Here is a 20,089-nt window from a genome sequence, read left to right as displayed (position 1 = left end):
GGGTACAATAAGGGGGCGTAAAAGCTCTCTTTTTTTGCGTTATAAACCTGTGTTTGTGTAAGGCTGTGAGTAATTTAGTACGTTGTTGGGGAAAATTTAGGGTAGTGTCATAATACTGTCACAGAATTTTTAATGCATTTTGGTTTTAAATTTGTGAAAAGTGCCGTATCCTTATGGATGGCAATCAAGGTATGCGGGATAAAATACCCCTTCTTTTGATGATTACATAATTAATTGCATTGGTATTATTCAATGCACAACAGTCTAGGAGGATGTAAAGTGAGCGATTTATTTTCAGAATTAAAACAAAAGGTAACTGGAAAAGACCTAAAAGTTGTTTTTCCAGAAGGACTAGATGAGCGAATTTTAACCGCTGTAAGCCGTTTGGCAAGCGAAAAGGTACTCGTACCAATTGTGGTTGGCGAGAAAGCTGCAGTTGAAAGCAAGGCGAATGAACTAGGTGTTTCCCTTGATGGTGTTGAAATTTACGATGCGGCTACCTATCCGGAATTTGACCAATTGGTATCTTCCTTTGTAGAAAGACGTAAAGGCAAGGCGACGGAAGAGGATGCACGCAAGATTCTTCAAGATGAAAACTACTTCGGTACAATGCTTGTCTACACTGGAAAAGCACATGGATTAGTAAGTGGGGCAGCACATTCTACAGCTGATACTGTTCGTCCGGCTCTTCAAATTATTAAAACAAAACAAGGTGTGAAGAAAACATCGGGTGTCTTCATCATGGTGCGTGATGATGAGAAATATGTATTTGCTGATTGTGCGATCAATATTGCGCCAGATAGCCAAGATTTAGCGGAAATTGCAATTGAAAGTGCTCATACAGCAGAGATGTTTGATATTGAGCCAAGAGTTGCAATGCTAAGCTTTTCAACAAAGGGCTCTGCAAAATCTCCTGAAACAGAAAAAGTAGTAGATGCCGTTAAACTTGCAAAAGAAATGGATCCAACTATCGTATTAGATGGAGAATTCCAATTTGACGCTGCATTTGTACCATCTGTTGCAACGAAAAAAGCACCTGATTCCGTGATCAAGGGTGATGCAAATGTATTTGTATTCCCAAGTCTCGAAGCGGGTAATATCGGGTATAAAATTGCCCAACGACTAGGAAATTTTGAGGCAGTAGGTCCCATTTTACAAGGACTAAACCAGCCAGTAAACGACCTTTCACGTGGATGTAACGCAGAGGACGTATACAAACTTGCGCTAATCACAGCAGCACAAGCCCTATAACGTAGAAATGGCCATGCGATGTGCATGGCCATTTTTTTGTGGGACAGAGGGACAGGTTCCCTGACCCAGTCTGCCAATATCTGGTGGGACAGAGTACCTGTCCCCGTGACCCATTATATTCCCCAATCGGATTTCAATATGTCCTTAAGGAACAGGAGTTCTTTTTCCCCGATTTTTTCAGCAATTTTTTTTTCGAGTGTTGCTTTAAGTGCTTCATTTTTTTCGTAACATTCTACTCCAAGAGGAGTTAATTCAATACATTTTTCCTTTTTATTATGTTGAACATTCATTACGTTAACTAAGCCCTTTTGTCGTAGGTTTTTAATGAATTTATGAGTTGCTTGCCTAGTAAAATCAACATTTTTCGATACATAGGCAATGGTAGGTTGCTTTTTATAAATTCGAGACATGATGTACCATTCTGAATTGGAAATCGTGATATCGCTTTGTTCGTTCCATAATACCTCAGCAATTTCCCGAAGTTGAGAATGTCTTTCACTTATTAGGTCAAGTAAGTCTAAGTTTTGTAGTTCCTGGCTCATATTGTCACTTCCATCTTTAATATCGGAACAACTATACATAAAGTATGTATAAATGTCAACCAAGTTGACAATTTGTAATATCTGGGTTATGATAGATTTAGTCAACTGAGTTGACAATCCATTGGATAGGAGCATGATAAATGTTTAGTATTGGGGATTTAGTTATTTATTCAAATATGGGAATTTGCAGAATAGATGACATTTGTGAAAAAACATATTCAGGTACGACTCGCAGCTATTATGTAATACACCCAATTGAAGATAGCACTCTAACTATCCATAACCCGGTAGACAATGACCGAATTAGAATGCAAGGAATTATTAACCGTAGTGAGGCAGAAGAGATTCTTGAATCCTTCAGACTACCCGGTATTCAATGGATTGAAAACGGTACGGATCGGAACAAGGTATATTCGGAAAGAGTAGCGAATGGAAGCCGGATGGAAATAGCAGGGATTATCAATACCCTAATGTGTAAAAAATACGAATTTGAAATAATTGATAAAAAGGTAAGTGAGCATGACCGTAGAATCTTACTTTATGTTCAAAAAATATTGTTCAAAGAGTTAGCGATATCTTTGGATAAGTCTGTTGATGCCATCTCTAAAGAGATCAATCGAATGATTAGTTACAAGATGAGTAAATCTTCACCACATGAAGTAGCAAATATAGTTAACTAAGTAGAGGTGCATCGGAGGATGGAACAAGCGAATACAGTAACAAACACGTACGATGAGAGTCAGATACAGGTACTTGAAGGACTTGAAGCAGTACGAAAGCGCCCCGGTATGTATATAGGAGCAACATCGGCAAAGGGTCTTCATCATCTCGTATGGGAGATTGTTGATAATAGTATTGATGAAGCCCTTGCTGGATACTGTGATGAAATCAATGTGATTATAGAAGAAGACAACAGTATCACAGTAACTGATAATGGCCGTGGAATTCCAGTCGGGAATCATGAAAAAATGGGAAGGCCGGCTGTGGAAGTAATACTAACAGTTCTTCATGCCGGTGGTAAATTTGGTGGCGGAGGCTACAAAGTTTCTGGAGGACTTCATGGTGTAGGTGCTTCGGTTGTAAATGCGCTCTCGAGTGAATTAGAGGTGTTTGTTCACCGTGATGGAAAAGTTCACTATCAACGGTATACAAGAGGTGTTCCACAAGAAGATTTAAAGATAATTGGCGAAACAGATTATACGGGAACGAAAATTCATTTTACACCCGATGATGAAATTTTTACGGAAACCCGCGAATATGAATATGAGGTCCTAGCCAACCGCTTGCGTGAGCTGGCTTTTTTAAATAAGGGGATATCAATCAACATCGAGGACAAACGAGGCGAAGGACGCAAGGATAACTACCACTATGAAGGTGGAATTAAATCTTATGTCGAGCTACTCAACCGTTCGAAGGAGATTATTCTTGATGAGCCGATTTATATGGAGGGCAACCAAGATGGAATTTCTGTTGAAATTGCGATTCAATATAATCAAGGATATGATAGTTTACTGCTTTCCTTTGCGAACAATATCAATACGTATGAAGGCGGTACACATGAGGCTGGTTTTAAAACCGCATTAACCCGGTTGATCAATGATTATTATAAGAAAAGTGGAATTGGGAAAGAGAATGAACCTCATTTTTCTGGAGAGGATGTCAGGGAAGGGATCGTAGCCATTATATCGATTAAACATCCTGAACCTCAATTTGAAGGCCAAACGAAAACAAAGCTTGGAAATTCAGAAGTGCGAACAGTCACAGATTCAGTTTTCTCACGAAAATTTGAAGAGTTTCTATTAGAAAACCCTACACTTGCGAAAAAAATCATAGATAAAATAATTCTCGCATCTAGAGCTCGGATGGCTGCCAAAAAAGCGAGAGAGCTAACAAGACGAAAAAATGCACTCGAAATCTCAACTCTACCTGGTAAACTAGCAGATTGTTCCTCAAAGGATCCGTCTATTAGTGAAATCTATATCGTAGAAGGTAACTCTGCGGGAGGCTCGGCAAAGCAAGGAAGAGATCGTCATTTTCAGGCAATCCTACCGCTAAGAGGAAAAATCTTAAACGTGGAAAAGGCAAGGTTGGATCGAATCCTTCATAATACCGAAATTGGAACGATGATTAAGGCCTTCGGAGCTGGTATCGGGGACGATTTTACTATTGAAAAAGCTAGATATCATAAAATTGTCATTATGACGGATGCAGACGTTGACGGAGCACATATTCGTACACTGATGCTTACGTTCTTCTATCGATTCATGAGAAAATTGCTCGAGTACGGCTATATCTATGTAGCGCAGCCGCCGTTGTATAAAATACAACAAGGTAAAAAGATTCAATATGCGTATAATGATGAACAACTGCAAGAAATTCTTGCTGGCTTACCGGAGAGTCCAAAACCGGCGCTTCAGCGTTATAAAGGGCTTGGAGAAATGAATCCAGAGCAACTATGGGAAACAACCATGAACCCTGAAACAAGAACTCTTCTTCAAGTAAACTTAAATGACGCCATTGATGCAAACGAAACCTTTGAAATGCTCATGGGTGAAAAGGTCGAACCACGTCGTCAATTCATCGAAGAAAACGCAAAATACGTAAAAAACCTTGACGTATAAAACAAGCTAGGCTGCTGCCTGGCTTATTTCTATTGCGCAGAGGGATGGGATTGCTCTAGTGGGTCAGGGGGACAGGCTCTTTGACCCAATGTCATATCGATTTCTGATTTATGGCGGGACGTGCACCTTGTGGGTCAAGGGGACAGGTTCTTTGACCCAAATCTCATCCCATCTTCCATTTTGTGGTGCGACAGGGCACCTGCGTCTCAGATATGATATAATTAAGTACTTTTTACATATAGGAGTATGCCGTATGAACGAGAGTCTTTTACAGCAGCCAAGCTGGCGGATTATTGATCAATCCAGCCTTGGATATCAATTTGATGCGTTACAGTCATTTGCAATAGATGATACATTATGTGCGTTTGTGGGAAAAGGGGAATCCGCACCTACCGCACGGACTTGGGTCCATCATCAAACCATTGTTTTGGGAATTCAAGATACAAAACTGCCACACCTTCAGGATGGGATAAAACTCCTTGAATCAAAGGGGTATCGGGTGATAGTACGAAATTCAGGCGGACTAGCAGTGGTACTTGACGAAGGAGTCCTTAACATTTCACTTATTTTCCCTGAAACGGAAAAAAAGATTGATATCAATCGTGGCTATGATACGATGCTTGAACTGATTCGAAAAATGCTTCAAAGCCATAATGTCGATATTGTTGCCCGTGAAGTTGTGGGATCATATTGCCCAGGTAGCTATGATTTGAGTATAAACGGGAAAAAGTTTGCCGGGATTTCACAACGGAGACTTAGAAATGGCGTTGCTGTTCAAATCTATTTGGGAGTCACAGGTAGTGGTTCACATCGAGCCGATGTGATTCGTCAGTTTTATGAAGCTGGCTTGCAAGGTGAGGAGACAAAGTTTGTCTATCCATCAATCAAGCCAGAAACGATGGCATCCTTAGCGGAACTAGTGGATCCAACCATTACTGTCCAGGAGATTATGCTACGTCTACTGCAAACTTTACAAACTGAAAGTGAGCATATCTTTGCTTCACAGCTTACAGAGCAAGAAATGCAGTTATTTGAACAAAATTATGTACGAGTGCTAGATCGGAATGAAAAAGCACTTTGACCGGGGGTGGGGTTCCCGGTTTTTTTGCGTTAGGTACTACTTAATTTTGTGGGATTGCACCGTCGTTGGGCATAATTGGTCCTTCAAATTGAGAATTGCACCTACATAGGGGAAAATTGCACCCTCGTTTTGAGAATTGCGCCTTCCCGCACAATAATTGCATGTTAGCAAAATCTTTCGACAAAATCCCACTTTCCACTATTCAAATATTTTTTATAATAAAAATATTGAATTTCATTTTTGGGCGTGGTATTATTCTCGTCAAGAAGATTAATTACCTTTATTCAACTGGGATTAACCCCAGCTGAATAAAAGGTAAAGCCTCCGGCGGATGCCTCGATTTTTCAAAGGAAACTTTCGAGCAAGCTCGAAAATAATCGGGCGCTACTACGCAAAGGCATAATTGAATAGTATTGCTGTATTTTCTCTTATCAAGAGTAGGCGGAGGGATTTGGCCCGACGATGCCCAGCAACCGACCGTAATACCATTGTGAAATGGGGCGAAAGCTTTCGCCGGGTTACATACCCGTAAGGCACGGTGCTAATTCCAACAGAAGAATGTTTCTTCTGGTAGATAAGAGGTGAGAAGACTTTTGGATACTTCAAGCCTCTTTCTGACCTAAGAAAGGGGCTTTTTTATATCTTAAAAAGAAGGCCTCGAAAAACAGGAGAGTGATAGCTTCTAAACGCAGTAAATAGATATGAAAACAATGATTACATACAAAAAAAGGGGAGAACACAATGAAACTATCAAAATACGTATTTACCATTTTACTAATCCTAGCGGTATTGGTCGGCTGCCAACCAAAGGTAGCAGAAGAAACAACAAAAACAGATAGCACAGAAGTTAAGAATTCAGATCATCCGTTAGCGAATAAAAAAATAGCTTTGATCATGCAGCAGAACCTAGGTACATTTTCAGCTCAGTATATTGAAGGGGTAGAGGAGCAAGTGAAAAGCTTTGCTGGCGAGACTACTGTTTTCACATCTGATGGGGACTTAGCAAAAATGGCTTCAAATGTAGATGCAGCGATAAACCAAGGTTTTGATGCAATTTTAATTGACCACGGTACGAAGGAAGCTCTTCAAAGCAGTGTGCAAAAAGCAGTAGGCAAAGGAATTCCGGTTGTTGTGTTTGATGCAGAAGTAGAGGTAGAGGGTACTACTGTCCTTGAACAAGGTGACCAACAAATGGCGCAAATGACGCTGGAAAAATTAGCAGAAGACGCTGGTGGAAAAGCGAATATCGTAAAAATTTGGGTGGCAGGCTTTGCCCCAATGGAAAGACGTCAAGTTGCATATCAAGAGTTTTTGAATAACAATCCTGACATTAAAGAAGTTGCAACATTTGGTGCAGCAACAGCAAATACAGCACTTGATACACAGTCTCAAATGGAGGCAATCTTAAAGCAATATCCTGAAGAAGGTCAAATCACAGCTGTATGGGCAGCATGGGATGAGTTTGCAAAAGGAGCAGTTCGTGCTATTCAACAAGCAGGACGCACTGACATTAAAGTATACGGAATTGATATGAGTGATGAGGATTTACAAATGATCCAAGAAGAAAACAGCCCGTGGGTCGCGTCTGCAGCGGTTGATCCTAAGGACATCGGACGTATTCAGGTTCGTTATGCATACCAAAAACTAAATGGTGACGAAACACCAGAACGAGTGAAACTTGAGCCAGTATTTGTGACAAAGGATGCTCTACCAGCAGAGAAAATTACAACTGCTGATCTTGACCAGTACATTGAAGGCTGGGGTAAAAGCGAACAAGGATACACAGATGAGTTGAAAAAACTAGAAGCTGGAGAGTAAGTGAAAATCAAGATTTCTTTCTGACGGCTTTATAAAACAATCGTACCCACAGGTTGAGAATTGTTTCAGTGAAGGTACGGAAACTTACTAATCTTACCGTCACAAGACTGAGCCAAGTGGAGTGAAGGTAAGAAAAGACCGTAATCATACCGTAACACAGGTTAAGTTGTCGCAGTGAAGGTACGGAAAGCTCGTATCCGTACCGTCAAAAGACTTGAACCGATTGAGTGAGGATACAGATATCCCATAATCACCAAAACGACAAAATGAGACTGGTGGAGGAAATAACGTTTGACCAATTACAATAACAGGCCTTGTCTTCAAACAGCAAGGTCTTTTAGGAAGGAGGTTGATAGTAGATGCCTTTATTAGAAATGAAGGGAATTACAAAAAGCTTTGGAAGTGTGGCTGCACTTGATCAGGCTCAGTTTGAACTCCAGAAAGGGGAAGTCCACGCTTTACTTGGAGCCAATGGAGCAGGAAAAAGCACACTCATCAAGATTCTTTCAGGCGCGTATGGACTGGGTTCGGGTGAGATTTCACTAGAGGGTACAGCAGTTGATATTCGTTCCCCAAGGGATGCAAAGAGCCATGGTATCCATTGTGTATACCAAGAGGTGGACACCGTGATTGTGCCGCAGCTGACTGTTGCCGAAAATATTTTACTAGATACCTTTTCTACTGAAAAAGGCTTGTTCCTCTCTAAAAGAAAGCTTCATAAGAAGGCAGCCTCCATTCTAGAGCTTTTACATGTTACAGACATACCAATGACAAAGCAGGCACTCGAGCTATCACTTGCTCAAAAGCAATTGGTGTTAATTGCGAGAGCATTGGCACATGAGGCAAAGGTGATTATTTTTGATGAACCGACGGCACCTTTGTCGATTGAAGAAACAAGGCACCTATTCGAGATTGTCGCAACACTGAAGGAAAAGGGTGTGGGCTGTATTTTTATCTCCCATCGGTTACCTGAAGTGTTTGAGATTTGTGATAGGTTAACGATCATGCGTGATGGAAAGACAATCACCACTTTTTCGACGAAAGAAGTTACACAACAGACGGTTGTTGAGACAATGCTTGGAAATTCCTATAATGAACAGTCTGTGAAGCGAAATGCTATTCGTGGTGATTTATTGTTAGAAGTTAGCGACCTTGATGATGGTGAAAAGCTTAGCAACCTATCCTTTTCAGTTTCAGAGGGTGAGATTGTTGGGGTAGTCGGTTTGGTTGGTGCTGGAAAGACAGAGCTTGCGAAGACGCTATTTGGCCTACGTCCCAGTGTACAAGGAAATATACGAATAAAAGGAAAATCAGCTACTTTTACTCATACGAAACAAGCGATTGAAGCGGGAATGGCCCTAATTTCAGAAGAACGTCGAAAGGAAGGTCTGTTTATTCACGAGTCAATTTCTACAAATCTATCCTTTACAAATCTGAAAAAATTCTCTAAGCACCTATTGATGAACCGTAAGGCGGAAAAGAGTCATGCCAACTCAATTATTGAACTCCTTGGGATTAAAACAAATGATACAGAAACACTAGCTGAACATCTCAGCGGTGGAAATCAGCAAAAAGTAGCGATCGGGAAATGGATTTCACGAAATGCAAATCTCTATTTGTTTGATGAACCGACCAAAGGGGTAGACGTTGGTGCAAAGCAGGATATTTTTCAGCTCATACATTCTCTAGCAGATGAAGGAAAAGGAATTCTCTATTTTTCTTGTGAGATTGATGAAATTATTAGGATTTCCGATCGAATCCTTGTGATGTATGACGGGGAAATTGTAAAAGAGTTATCAGGAGAAGAGGCAACTCAGGATAAAATTCTCTTGTATGCTAGTGGTGGAAAGGAAGAAGTACATGAAAGGGAATATCATCAGCTTCCTGTTTAAATACGGGGCCGTTTTATTAATGGGCTTTATCTTACTTTATTTTAGTTTTGTAAATGATGCATTTTTCTCATATGGAAATTTATCAGACATTCTACGGTCAATATCGATTGTGACACTTTTAGCATTGGGGGTTACGTTCACCCTAGTGGTTGACGGATTTGATTTATCAGTTGGGTCAACAATGTCATTATCAGTTGTCATTACATCCTCACTAATGGTGTGGTATGAACTGCCACTTTGGGTTGTACTATTGTTGCCACTTCTAGTTGGGGTTGCGGTAGGGCTTGTGAATACCTTGCTTATTGTAAAAATAGGGATACCGGATTTACTGGCAACTCTCGGAATGATGTACATTGTATCTGGTCTTCACCGTACCTATACAGAAGGATACTCAATCTATAATCATATGCCGTTAACAAGTGGTGGAACCGCACCTGGAGAGTTCAGCACGGCATTTTTATGGATTGGGCAAGGAGAAATGCTTGGTTTGCCAGTTCCTGTTTGGATTATGTTATTCTTCGTGTTACTTGCGTACGTGGTACTCAACCATACGAGATGGGGAAGAATTTTATACATGACTGGTGGAAATGCAGAGGCAGCACGATTATCAGGTATTAACACGAACAAAGTGAAGCTGATTGCATACACAGTCTCAGGTGTGTTTGCCTCAATGGCCGGAATCTTGTTTAGTGCTCGTGTAGGGTCAGGGCAAATTGATGCTGGTGCATCGTTATTAATGGAGGCTGTAGCCGCTGTGTTTGTCGGATTCTCAGTGCTTGGTGCAGGGAAGCCGAATGCTCTTGGTACCTTTTTTGGAGCAGCGCTAATTGGTGTCCTATTAAATGGATTAACCATGTTGAATCTACCATACTATGCATTTGAAATTGTAAAAGGATCGGTACTAGTGTTAGCACTAGCGGTCACATATATTGGTGTAAAATATAGACCAAAAGCTATTCGAAAAAGGAGAGAGCAAAATGCCGCTTAAAAAATTGGAACATGTAGGGATTCAAGTAAAGGATTTAGATACGACCATTGAGTTTTATACGAGAGTATTAGGGTTGGAATTACTAGAAAAGCAGGACCATGTCGATCCGAACCTAAAGCTAGCGTTCCTTGGTTTTAGTGATTCAGATGAAACCGTCATTGAGTTAATTTCCGGTTATAACCCAAACCTTCCGACAGAGGGAAAGGTGCACCACATCGCATTTACTGTTGACAATATCGAGGAGGAGATTGCGAGAGTGAAGGATCATGGTGTTGTGTTTATTGATGAAGCAATCACGACTCTTCCAAGTGGAGCAAGATATATCTTCTTTACAGGTCCAGACGGAGAATGGATCGAACTATTTCAAAAATAAATGAGATTTACCAAGCCAGAGGAATAATTCTCTGGCTTTTTTTGTGGAATTTCATATGTTTTATATTTTAGGTATTTTCTGAAAATAATATCTATGGTAGGATATTGGTGCGAGTTTCTATTTTTTTACAATTAACTAGTCTGGTAGAAGGGGGGATTAAGTTGCTTAAGAGAGTAAAACTACTTAATGGAAGAGATTTCATTTCTATTTTATATTTTGGCCTCGTGATTGTCGGGATTTCCTACTTTTTAGGGAATGGGGATGTTTCCTCATTTTTTACAAAGCTAAAAGAGATCTTTCCTTTATCCGAAAGCTGGGAGGTAATCAGACAATTCTTCAGCAACTTCTTGGCGGAGGGAAGTCTTGGGACAACGAAAGGTGGGGAAACCTATGAAGAAATTGTCCTCGAAAATTTTCCGAGAAGCTTATCTGTTATCGTGACAGCTTTTGTCCTTGCTATTGCTTTTGGGATGGCAAAGGGAATTTTTGATTATCGCAATCGACATACATATTTGAACGTGCTAGGTACCGGTTTAACCTCTTTCATAAATTCCTTACCAGATTTTTTTATGATTATCGTATTACAATGGGTCATTTTAATTCACTTTAATTTTATTGACTTTTTTGGACATGACCAGTGGTTTAACTTTATATTACCGAGTATTTTTGTATCCTTATATCCGATGATGTATTTTGCAAGAGTTACCTTTACGACTTTATCTAGTGAAGATGGAGAAATGTATATTCAATATGCGCGCGCAAAAGGTCTGTCTGAAAGGTTCGTCATTCATAAACATATTCTTAAAAAATGCTTACGCTCGATCTTGCAGCATATTGGGGTTGTCATGACCTATGTGTTGTCCAATCTCTTAATCGTCGAGTGGTTAATGGAATATAAAGGTGCTGCCTGGAGAATGATGGTGTCTATTAAAAGATTGAATCTAGGAGTCCCAGAAAACCAGCCGTATGCGGACTATCCAGAAATAGGTCTAATTGTGGAGATTTCATTCTGTTTTGTCATGCTTCTATTACTTACAGGAATTGTATCTGTCATTTGGCAAAACAAATACGAGGTTGAAAAACGTAATATATGGATGCAGATTACAAAAGTAATGATTCAATACGTAACGATTTGGTTCTTTGTGCTTTTCATTATTTCGTTTGTAAAGCCTGGATACTAGGGAGGAGGGGGACTCATGAAAAATTGGTCGCTTTGGACAGGTTTAATTCTTTTCGGATTGATGTTATTTATTAGCTTTGTTGGACCACATTTACCATTTGTTGATGACTCTCCACCTGAACATAGATTGAGATTTTACGAGGATGGCTCCATTGGGAGAGCGCCATTTCCCCCTTCTCAGGAAGACCTATTAGGGACTGACAGGGAAGCGCGGGACATTTTAAGTCAGATTATTCTTGGTGCAAAGGATACGTTAAAAATCATTGTTCTTATAACCGTGATTCGTTATTTGATTGCAGTCCCATTAGCATTTTTAGCTTCTACCAAAAAAGGAATTGCCTACATGGTAACCAATGGCTGGTACTCCCTGTTTGGTAGTATACCAACAATTTTTGCAGCTATTTTATTAATGGAACTTATACCAACAGAAAACCTGGAGAACGGGGTATATTGGAAGGTACTCCTTCTTGCACTTATTGAGGTAGGACGAGTTAGTTATATTTTTGCACATGAAATTTATGATGTGTCACAAAAAGAGTATGTGCAAGCAAGTGTGACAGTGGGGAGCACTCCATTCCAATTATCAGTACTTCACTATTTACCTACTATTTCACAAAGTTTGGTTGTTACCTTTTTTAATGATTTGGCACGTGTCACATTATTACTGGGGCAGCTTGCTTTATTTCTATATTTTGTTGAGCACAACATACTTTATAATCCAGGTGGTGGAGTATTCCATGAGGAGGCAGGTTATACTTCTGAAACGGGTACCTTTGACTGGCCAGGGTTATTATCTTCAGCCCGTTATGAAGTTATGAAGGCCGTTTGGATTCCACTGTCTCCAGCACTGGCTCTTACACTGCTTTTATTAACATTCCAATTATTAAGTGAGGGATTTCGGAAACTATTTGAAAGAAGAGCATCGAATGGTAAAAATAGAGCTGTTAAAAGATTGGGTGAACGTGTTACAGAAGCCTTTGTTGCTAGCAAAGTAGCGGGTTCTGTAGCAGCAATTGTCCTTGTTATGATTGTAGGATTTGTCGTTGTAACAGGTGTTGAGAAAAATGCGACAGATACTGCTGCACCCGTTGAGGAAACAGGTGAAATAGATGAAACAGATGTAGTGGTTGAGGTAGAAGATGAAGTAGTACAGCTGGATGAAGAAAAATATGCGTTTGAAAAGGGCGAAATTGTAGCGAAAACGATTGCGACCACTGCAAAAGGTGGGCTTTACGATAAATTAGAGCACCTTGCACTCAATATGGAGAAGAAATCAGATCGGGAGTACGAGACTGATAAAACCGTACTTAAATGTAGAACAATCGGAGCCGGTCGTTGTGAACTACCCGTGATTACATTTAAAGAACCTATTACAAATGTGGAGGAAGCTTATCAACTATTGGTGGATCATCTGCCAATAGATGCGGTGAAAGACGGTGAGTTTCAAGACATTGGAAGATATGTTTACACAATACAAAGTTCCCTATTGGAAGAGAGCTATTTAGAGGTTGGTATTGAATCGATATTTGTAATGTTCTACTTCACACCAGAAAAAACGATTGAAAAAGTAGAACTTGAAAAAGTAGGCCCATGGTAAAACAAAACCCCTGTGCCGTTTGTATTAACAAACAGCCAGGGGTTTATCTACTTTATTCTGCCAATTTCTCCAGATTGCCATTTCGATCCATCTTAAAGCTTGTGGCAGGACGTTCTTCTTCCTCAAACAAGACTAGTTTTCTCGCACGGTTCATGATCTTCATGAGTGTTTCGTAGTCTTCTTGGATGTTTTCTGCACTTTGCTCCAGCTGAGCAATTTTCTTCTCAAGTTCTTCATTTTTACGGAGAATCTCATTTTTTTCTTTTTTCAATCTCTCATTCTCGGATTTTAGGGCCTCAACCCCAAGACTACTTTGATTCATGGACTGTAGATAAGAAATGACAGAATCGATTGTCATAGTTGGTCTAGCCACAGAATACTGTGCTGCTGGTACCTCTTGTTTTACTCTAGTTGGTTCAGACGTAAATAATGGCAATTCTTCTGCAAGTTCTTCGAGATTCGGAGTTGGTGGTGTATACAAAAGCTGTTTCTTTACAGGTTGTGTTCTACCAAGGGCTCTTTGGCGTTGTTTGCGGTGCTTTTTCGCTAGTTGTAGATCCTTCTCATAGCTATGGCGTACAACAGCGTTCCAGCGGAAACCACAGGCAGCGGATGTTCTATTTAATCTGTCGCCAACCTCTTCAAATGCATTTAATTGAGTACTTCCTTCTCTTACGTGTTTTAATACAGTTTCAGCTAGTAATAAATCATTTTCCTCTGTCCAAGCATCTTGTCTTTCTTTCATATTTATTCATCTCCCAATATATCTTTTATATTTGCGTTAGGTTATTACATATATTGGTCAATAGATTCAAACTTTATACCATAAACATAAAAGGATAGTAGATTAATTTATTAAAAATATGCAAAAGTCCCAAATTTGTACTTGTGGAGAATTATTGAAATATCCATCGTTCCCTTGCAAACAAAAACGGGACAAGGTAAAATACCGTGTAGTGAATTTAATCATGATGGTTGCTCTCGTGACCATAAAATATATTTAGTTTTTCATGAAGGGATTGTACGAAAAATGGCAAATGAATTTCGTGTTTGTGATGATTGCCAGGCAACAAATATTAGTACCTTAGTTCCGCGTCTTAAGCAGGTAGATGGGGAAGCTTCCATTGATATCAAATGTCAATCCTACTGCGGACCAGGGAGAAAAAAATCATTCGCATTTGTCAATAATCGTCCAGTATCAGCTCCGACTGAGGATGAATTGATTGAAAAAATCGAGAAAAAGCTGAAAAAGGACTAAACATCGCCTTTCTCACCACGAGAAAAGGTGATTTTTTATTGTTTTTTGCAGGCATTTCAAAGTTTACCTCGAAACCTTCATACATGTCGAAAAATTTTCCAAACAGTGAAATTGCTAGTCCTGTCTTATTTCTTGAAGACTTTTGATGAATTTTGGGTTTTTTTGTCTAAGATAAATATATATAATAGTAGCATGCCAGTATGGAAGAGGTTGAATACATGACAAATTCCAATGGGAAATTAAGTGAAGAAAAGGTGTTTAAGGATCCAGTTCATCGCTATGTTCATGTACAGGACAAAGTGATTTGGGACCTTGTCGCAACATCGGAGTTTCAAAGATTACGCCGAATTCGCCAACTAGGGACAACCTATTTTACCTTTCATGGGGCGGAGCATAGTCGTTTTACTCATTCGCTAGGTGTATATGAAATTGTACGAAGAATCATAGATGATGTGTTTCGTGACCGACCATTCTTAGATGAAGAGGAACGATTATTATGCCTTTGTGCAGCCCTCCTTCACGACCTTGGACATGGTCCATTTTCACACTCATTTGAAAAGGTATTCCACTATGACCATGAGGAATTTACACAAGCAATCATTGTTGGGGACACGGAAGTCAATAGTGTTCTGAAGCAAGTGGGAGCTGACTTCCCGAAAAAGGTATCAGAAGTGATTGCGAAGACGTATAAGAATAAATTAGTTGTGAGTTTAATCTCCAGTCAAATTGACGCGGATCGCATGGATTACTTACTTCGCGATGCGTATTATACAGGTGTTAGTTACGGAAACTTCGATATGGAACGAATACTGCGAGTCATGAGGCCGCAGGAGGATCAGGTTGTTTTTAAAAGCAGTGGGATGCATGCGGTAGAGGATTATATCATGAGTCGGTACCAAATGTATTGGCAGGTATATTTCCACCCTGTGACCAGGAGCTCAGAGGTTATCCTAACAAAGATACTCCATCGTGCAAAACAACTGTACAAGGAAAACTACTCCTTTAAAACAGAACCAATCCATTTTATTTCTATTTTTGAAGAAAAGCTTACGTTACAAGATTATGTAAAATTAGATGAAGCGACAGTAACGTTTTATTTTCAAGTGTGGCAAGACGAAGATGATGCTATTTTATCGGATCTGTGCCGTCGCTTCTTAAATCGTAATCTATTTAAATATGTGGAGTTTGACCCAAGTGCACAAATGATGAAGCTTCTAGAGCTTACGTCTCTTTTCCAAGAAGCGGGTATTGACCCTAAATACTATTTAGTCGTCGATTCTTCGTCAGATTTACCATACGATTTTTACCGTCCAGGTGAGGAAGAGGAAAGACTTCCAATTAATCTATTGATGCCAAATGGAGAAATCCGTGAATTATCAAGGCAATCCGAAATTGTGGATGCTATTTCCGGTAAACGACGAACAGATCATAAACTTTATTTTTCACAAGATATGATTGAAAATCTACCAGATGACAACCAAGCGAAACAGAAAATCAAAGAAGCTTTAGGTATATAACGTTATTCAGGAAATACAAACTGAAAAAATAAAGCGCCCAGTGAGGGTTATGTTGAGAACCTACATTAGGGTGTATATGTTATTGGTCAATTTTTGGTGAGGAGATGAAGGGGTTTGTTAACAGAACATGCAAAAGTAATGAAGGCATTCGCTGCATCAGGGGAAATTACAGGACGGAAAAAGTTGCAGAAGATGATCTATATTGCAAAGAAGATTGATTATCCATTTTACGAAAAATACAACTTCCATTTTTACGGACCATACTCAGAGGAGTTAACACTTCGAGTGGAGGAGCTTTGTAATTTAGGATTTTTAGATGAGGTAAAAGAGAAAAAGGGTGGCTACTACCAATACCGCTATTCGTTAACAGAAAAGGGAGAGCAGTTCTTAGGTCATTATCAATTGGACATGCCCCCATTGGATGATTGTATGCAAGCCTTAAATAATCAATCCGCACGCTTCTTAGAGCTTGTATCCACGGTATTATACTTTGATGGTCTTGAAAAAGAAGAAGTGAAAGAAAAGGTATTTACGTTAAAAGCAAAACAGCGTTATACAGAAGAGGAAGTCGAAGAGGCCTATCGTTATATTGATTCCCTTCGTAATCTAGTAAAACATTAAAAAGAAACTCGGCAGAATATGATCTGCCGAGTTTTTTTGTAGTCCAGTTCCAGCGCCATCGGCTCTATGGTCTAGTCAATCGCTTCTGAAGGCAAAAAGCGCCTTCAGAAGCGATTGCCTTATGCTTGTCGCCGATAGGCAGGCGCCTTGCGCTTTTCAGTTAATGCGGTAAATAAGCGAGCTGGAAGAAGAAGAGTACCGCGAACAAATACACAAGCGGGTGAACTTCTCTCCATTTTCCTTTGAATACTTTCATAAGAGGGTATGAAATAAAGCCTAACGCTATTCCAGTTGCGATACTAGATGTCAGTGGCATACTTAAAATGATTAAGAATGCTGGGAAGGCTTCATCTAGTTCTCTCCATTTAATTTCTGCAATACTTCCCATCATGAGTGAGCCAACAATGATTAGGGCTGGTGCTGTAATTGCAGAGATTCCAGATACTGCGCTGACCAAAGGTCCAAAAAAGGCAGCAAGTACAAACAGGACTGCAACTGTTACAGAGGTTAATCCCGTACGGCCACCCGCAGCAACTCCAGTCGATGATTCAATATAAGCACTTGTCGGGCTTGTTCCAAACATCGCCCCAACTGTTGTGCCAACTGAATCTGCAAGTAGTGCTTGTCTTGCGCGAGGCATTTTGTTTCCTTTCATTAGACCGGCCTGTTGTGCAACTCCAACCATTGTACCTGTTGTATCAAATATGGTCACAAGTAAAAACGAGAAGACAACCGCATATAGTCCGTATTGAATAACATCTCCGATCGCAGTGAAGGGATTCGCTATGATTAATCCTTCAGGTAGAGATGGCTTACTCAAAAATCCTTCCTTAAATTCAAGCTGTCCGGTGAAATATGCGATGATACCTGTGATGATCATTCCAAAAAATAAAGCCCCATTTACATTGAGCGACATTAAAATCAGTGTGATTGCTAAGCCAGCAAGTGCTAAGAGTACAGGTGGTGAGTGTAAGTCGCCTAGTGTTACTAAGTTTGTCTCGTGCGCTGTAATGATTCCTGTAAGACGTAAACCAATGAATGCGATGAATAAACCGATTCCGGCAGTAATTCCATGTTTTAAGTTTTGTGGAATTGCCTCAATTAGTTTCTCTCGAAATGGTGTGAGAGATAAAATGACAAACAGAATACCTGCTACAAATACAGCAGCAAATGCTGTTTGATAGGTAATGTTTTCATTAGCTCCCACGACAGAATAGGCAAAAAAGGCGTTTAAACCCATGCCTGGAGCAATCGCAATCGGGTAATTTGCTAAAAACGCCATCCATAGCGTTCCCACCACGGTTGCAATTATGGTTGCTAAAAATACCTGCTCAAAGGGAACACCCGCATCGGATAAAATGACAGGGTTGACGACAACGATGTATACCATTGTAAAGAAAGTTGTAATCCCTGCGAGAACTTCCTTTCTTACGTTTGTATTTAATTCAGATAGATTAAACATAGTAGATAATACCTCCAAAGGCGAACGTTTTAAAAAGACTTTACTATAATATTCGTTTATAGTTCAGATTGCAAGACTAAATGGGATAAATACTGTTCCTTTTTTTAGGTTAGTTTTCCCAGAGAAGTTATTCATAGGGGTGGAAAATAGTGGCTGCTAGGAGTTAAAGACTCAAAAAATGTGGCGGTATATTTTTCAAGTCTGGAAAGTAATTAAGTGCTTCCTACAAGTAAACCCGTGGCTACATGACCACGGGTTTGTCTTTTTCTATTCATCGCTTAGGCGCTTGCCGCCTACCGCGTAATGATTTTTTGTCATTTCCTCAATGAAGACAACAATTTTTTCGTCCGGTGCACCTGTTGTTTCAGACACAGCAGCTGTTACCTTCTCTACTAACGCCTTTTTTTGTTCCTCTGAGCGTCCTTCTAGCATTTTTACTGTTACGTACGGCATAATCAATTCTCCATTCTTATGTAGATTTTTACGCTAAAGTTTCTAATAGTATTGTATACTGAAAATAGTGAATTTACTAGAAAAAGGGGAAATCCTGTGGAACAATTATCTTCATTTTTAGCATTTGATTGGCAGTTAATACCGTATGTAGTCATTACACTTTTGGTCGCATTCACCGTGCATGAATTCGCACATGCATATGTTGCGTATCGGTTTGGTGATGATACGGCAAAGCGACAGGGAAGATTGACATTAAATCCAATTGCGCATCTAGATCCGTTTGGAACAATCCTAATTTTCATCGCTGGTTTTGGTTGGGCGCGACCAGTACCTGTGAATCGATTTCATTTTAAAAGACCACGGCTTGCAGGAATCCTTGTTTCGGTAGCAGGACCGCTTAGTAACCTTGTCATAGCAGCTCTAGCACTACTAATTTATATGGTCTTTATCCGCACGGGTGTATTCGCAGCCTTGCCTATAGCATACGGGGAAGGTCTTGAAACATTCTTTAACCTGTTTGTACGCCTTAACTTAGTACTATTTATTTTCAACCTGCTTCCATTTCCACCTCTGGATGGGTATCGCATTATAGAGGATTTAGTGCCGGCTAGGATTCGACCAAAGCTTACGCAATATGAAGGCTTGGGAATTGTATTATTTCTTGTACTAGTCATTACACCACTGGGAGGCCGTTTCCTTTACCCATTTATTTATAATGGAGTGTATTCCATTACTGGCCTGCTGGTCGCTATTTTCCGACCAATCCTCGGATTATAAAATTGGGAACTACTGTGGTAAAATGGTTGATAATGATTTGAATGGAAAGGTGGATATAACGTGGATCAAAATAAAAAAAAGGTCGCTTTTAACATTATTAAAAATGATCCAACAGATGGACATAAAGGATATGGAATTGGTGCACTAAGCTTAGAAAATATCTCGCCGGTTTTCGTTGATATAGAAAATGAAGATGTGTTTGTAGATGTCGGTGCCATGCACGCGAGAAGTGTAGTGGAAAAAGGTATTAAGTTCCTACCGAATAAAGCGGATGTACCAAACGGAAAGCCATTTTGGTTGGTCTGGGTTACGATTGATCGAAAAGAAGTAGGTCCATATTATGCAGGTGTAACGGCTTGTGAAATGACGGTAGACCGTGAAATTCGACGTGGCTATAAATCACTTCCAGAACATGTGAACAAAATGGATAAGTCGTTAAAACGTCATATTATGGTTGATTTTATGGATGATAAATCCAAGAAGTTATTAGCCGACTTCTTGCAAAACCATAACCAAGAGATATGGGACAATTCCAGTGACGAATTAAAAGAGGGCTTGAACGTAAACGGCGACAAATAAAACCATCGCTCTAATTGTGACAGTTTGGTGAACAAACAAGCTAATGCTTGAGCTTTTTTCCTAAAATAAAGTACACTTA

At 39.8% G+C, this 20,089-nt stretch carries 19 protein-coding genes and 1 riboswitch; of the genes, 15 read left to right on the top strand and 4 right to left on the bottom strand.

All coding sequences use genetic code 11. The features are described 5' to 3' along the window. Window positions 1-252 precede the first annotated feature (252 nt). A complete protein-coding gene (gene pta / locus ACWNMY_RS10245; RefSeq protein ID WP_449538126.1) occupies window positions 253-1,251 on the top strand; it encodes a phosphate acetyltransferase in 999 nt (332 codons plus the stop codon). Window positions 1,252-1,364: 113 nt separating this feature from the next. Here pta and ACWNMY_RS10240 read toward each other — a convergent pair whose 3' ends face one another. Beyond that, entirely contained in the window at window positions 1,365-1,793 is a 429-nt protein-coding gene (locus tag ACWNMY_RS10240; RefSeq protein ID WP_449538125.1) for a MarR family winged helix-turn-helix transcriptional regulator, read from the bottom strand. A gap of 140 nt (window positions 1,794-1,933) precedes the next feature. Here ACWNMY_RS10240 and ACWNMY_RS10235 point away from each other — a divergent pair, with 140 nt between their 5' ends. The 9 genes from ACWNMY_RS10235 to ACWNMY_RS10195 all read left to right on the top strand — a co-directional run bounded on the left by ACWNMY_RS10235 (window position 1,934) and on the right by ACWNMY_RS10195 (window position 13,343). Continuing rightward, window positions 1,934-2,473: a CarD family transcriptional regulator gene (locus ACWNMY_RS10235; RefSeq protein ID WP_449538124.1), complete on the top strand. Its 540-nt coding sequence runs from the start codon at window positions 1,934-1,936 to the stop codon at window positions 2,471-2,473. An 18-nt stretch (window positions 2,474-2,491) separates the two neighbouring features. Beyond that, window positions 2,492-4,414: a DNA topoisomerase (ATP-hydrolyzing) subunit B gene (gene gyrB, locus ACWNMY_RS10230; protein ID WP_449538123.1), complete on the top strand. Its 1,923-nt coding sequence runs from the start codon at window positions 2,492-2,494 to the stop codon at window positions 4,412-4,414. A gap of 253 nt (window positions 4,415-4,667) precedes the next feature. After that, window positions 4,668-5,495, top strand: coding sequence for a lipoate--protein ligase family protein (locus tag ACWNMY_RS10225; RefSeq protein ID WP_449538122.1), 828 nt, complete (start codon window positions 4,668-4,670; stop codon window positions 5,493-5,495). 425 nt (window positions 5,496-5,920) lie between these two features. Next, a riboswitch (SAM riboswitch) is annotated at window positions 5,921-6,076 on the top strand. Between the two features lie 160 nt (window positions 6,077-6,236). Beyond that, a complete protein-coding gene (locus tag ACWNMY_RS10220) occupies window positions 6,237-7,313 on the top strand; it encodes a sugar ABC transporter substrate-binding protein (RefSeq protein WP_449538121.1) in 1,077 nt (358 codons plus the stop codon). Between the two features lie 359 nt (window positions 7,314-7,672). Next, window positions 7,673-9,205, top strand: coding sequence for a sugar ABC transporter ATP-binding protein (locus ACWNMY_RS10215; protein WP_449538120.1), 1,533 nt, complete (start codon window positions 7,673-7,675; stop codon window positions 9,203-9,205). Beyond that, a complete protein-coding gene (locus ACWNMY_RS10210; protein ID WP_449538119.1) occupies window positions 9,174-10,193 on the top strand; it encodes an ABC transporter permease in 1,020 nt (339 codons plus the stop codon). The genes ACWNMY_RS10215 and ACWNMY_RS10210 overlap by 32 nt, the downstream gene beginning before the upstream one ends. Beyond that, window positions 10,183-10,566, top strand: coding sequence for a VOC family protein (locus ACWNMY_RS10205; protein WP_449538118.1), 384 nt, complete (start codon window positions 10,183-10,185; stop codon window positions 10,564-10,566). The genes ACWNMY_RS10210 and ACWNMY_RS10205 overlap by 11 nt, the downstream gene beginning before the upstream one ends. 161 nt (window positions 10,567-10,727) lie before the next feature. Beyond that, window positions 10,728-11,747 (top strand): ABC transporter permease subunit, encoded by a 1,020-nt coding sequence (locus tag ACWNMY_RS10200; protein WP_449538117.1) that lies wholly within the window; start codon window positions 10,728-10,730, stop codon window positions 11,745-11,747. 15 nt (window positions 11,748-11,762) lie between these two features. Further along, the gene (locus ACWNMY_RS10195) at window positions 11,763-13,343 is read left to right on the top strand and encodes an ABC transporter permease subunit (protein WP_449538116.1); all 1,581 of its coding nucleotides are present in this window, start codon (window positions 11,763-11,765) and stop codon (window positions 13,341-13,343) included. Between the two features lie 52 nt (window positions 13,344-13,395). Here ACWNMY_RS10195 and ACWNMY_RS10190 read toward each other — a convergent pair whose 3' ends face one another. Then, window positions 13,396-14,088, bottom strand: a complete 693-nt coding sequence (locus tag ACWNMY_RS10190) for an RsfA family transcriptional regulator (RefSeq protein ID WP_449538115.1) — start codon at window positions 14,086-14,088, stop codon at window positions 13,396-13,398. A 285-nt stretch (window positions 14,089-14,373) separates the two neighbouring features. On the opposite strand from ACWNMY_RS10190, the gene ACWNMY_RS10185 reads away from it, so the two are divergent. The 3 genes from ACWNMY_RS10185 to ACWNMY_RS10175 all read left to right on the top strand — a co-directional run bounded on the left by ACWNMY_RS10185 (window position 14,374) and on the right by ACWNMY_RS10175 (window position 16,739). Next, complete coding sequence (locus tag ACWNMY_RS10185; protein WP_449538114.1) at window positions 14,374-14,601, top strand: DUF1450 domain-containing protein; 228 nt, start codon at window positions 14,374-14,376, stop codon at window positions 14,599-14,601. A 218-nt stretch (window positions 14,602-14,819) separates the two neighbouring features. Then, on the top strand, window positions 14,820-16,118 hold the full coding sequence (locus tag ACWNMY_RS10180; protein WP_449538113.1) for an HD domain-containing protein: 1,299 nt from the start codon (window positions 14,820-14,822) through the stop codon (window positions 16,116-16,118). A gap of 114 nt (window positions 16,119-16,232) precedes the next feature. After that, the gene (locus ACWNMY_RS10175) at window positions 16,233-16,739 is read left to right on the top strand and encodes a YwgA family protein (protein WP_449538112.1); all 507 of its coding nucleotides are present in this window, start codon (window positions 16,233-16,235) and stop codon (window positions 16,737-16,739) included. Between the two features lie 160 nt (window positions 16,740-16,899). Here ACWNMY_RS10175 and ACWNMY_RS10170 read toward each other — a convergent pair whose 3' ends face one another. Both ACWNMY_RS10170 and ACWNMY_RS10165 read right to left on the bottom strand, forming a co-directional pair. Then, on the bottom strand, window positions 16,900-18,201 hold the full coding sequence (locus tag ACWNMY_RS10170) for an NCS2 family permease (RefSeq protein WP_449538111.1): 1,302 nt from the start codon (window positions 18,199-18,201) through the stop codon (window positions 16,900-16,902). A 267-nt stretch (window positions 18,202-18,468) separates the two neighbouring features. Next, the gene (locus tag ACWNMY_RS10165; RefSeq protein WP_449538110.1) at window positions 18,469-18,654 is read right to left on the bottom strand and encodes a 2-hydroxymuconate tautomerase; all 186 of its coding nucleotides are present in this window, start codon (window positions 18,652-18,654) and stop codon (window positions 18,469-18,471) included. Window positions 18,655-18,750: 96 nt separating this feature from the next. Between ACWNMY_RS10165 and ACWNMY_RS10160 the strand changes: the two genes are divergently transcribed. Beyond that, entirely contained in the window at window positions 18,751-19,431 is a 681-nt protein-coding gene (locus tag ACWNMY_RS10160) for a site-2 protease family protein (protein WP_449538109.1), read from the top strand. 60 nt (window positions 19,432-19,491) lie between these two features. After that, window positions 19,492-20,010 carry a YwhD family protein gene (locus tag ACWNMY_RS10155; RefSeq protein ID WP_449538108.1) on the top strand — a complete coding sequence of 173 codons (519 nt, stop codon included), beginning with the start codon at window positions 19,492-19,494 and terminating at the stop codon, window positions 20,008-20,010. The last annotated feature ends 79 nt before the right edge of the window (window positions 20,011-20,089 follow it).

It is taken from the genome of Ferdinandcohnia sp. Marseille-Q9671, assembly GCF_976954385.1.
The sequence above is the reverse complement of the archived record's forward strand: the minus strand, read 5'-3'. Positions and strand labels throughout refer to the sequence as shown.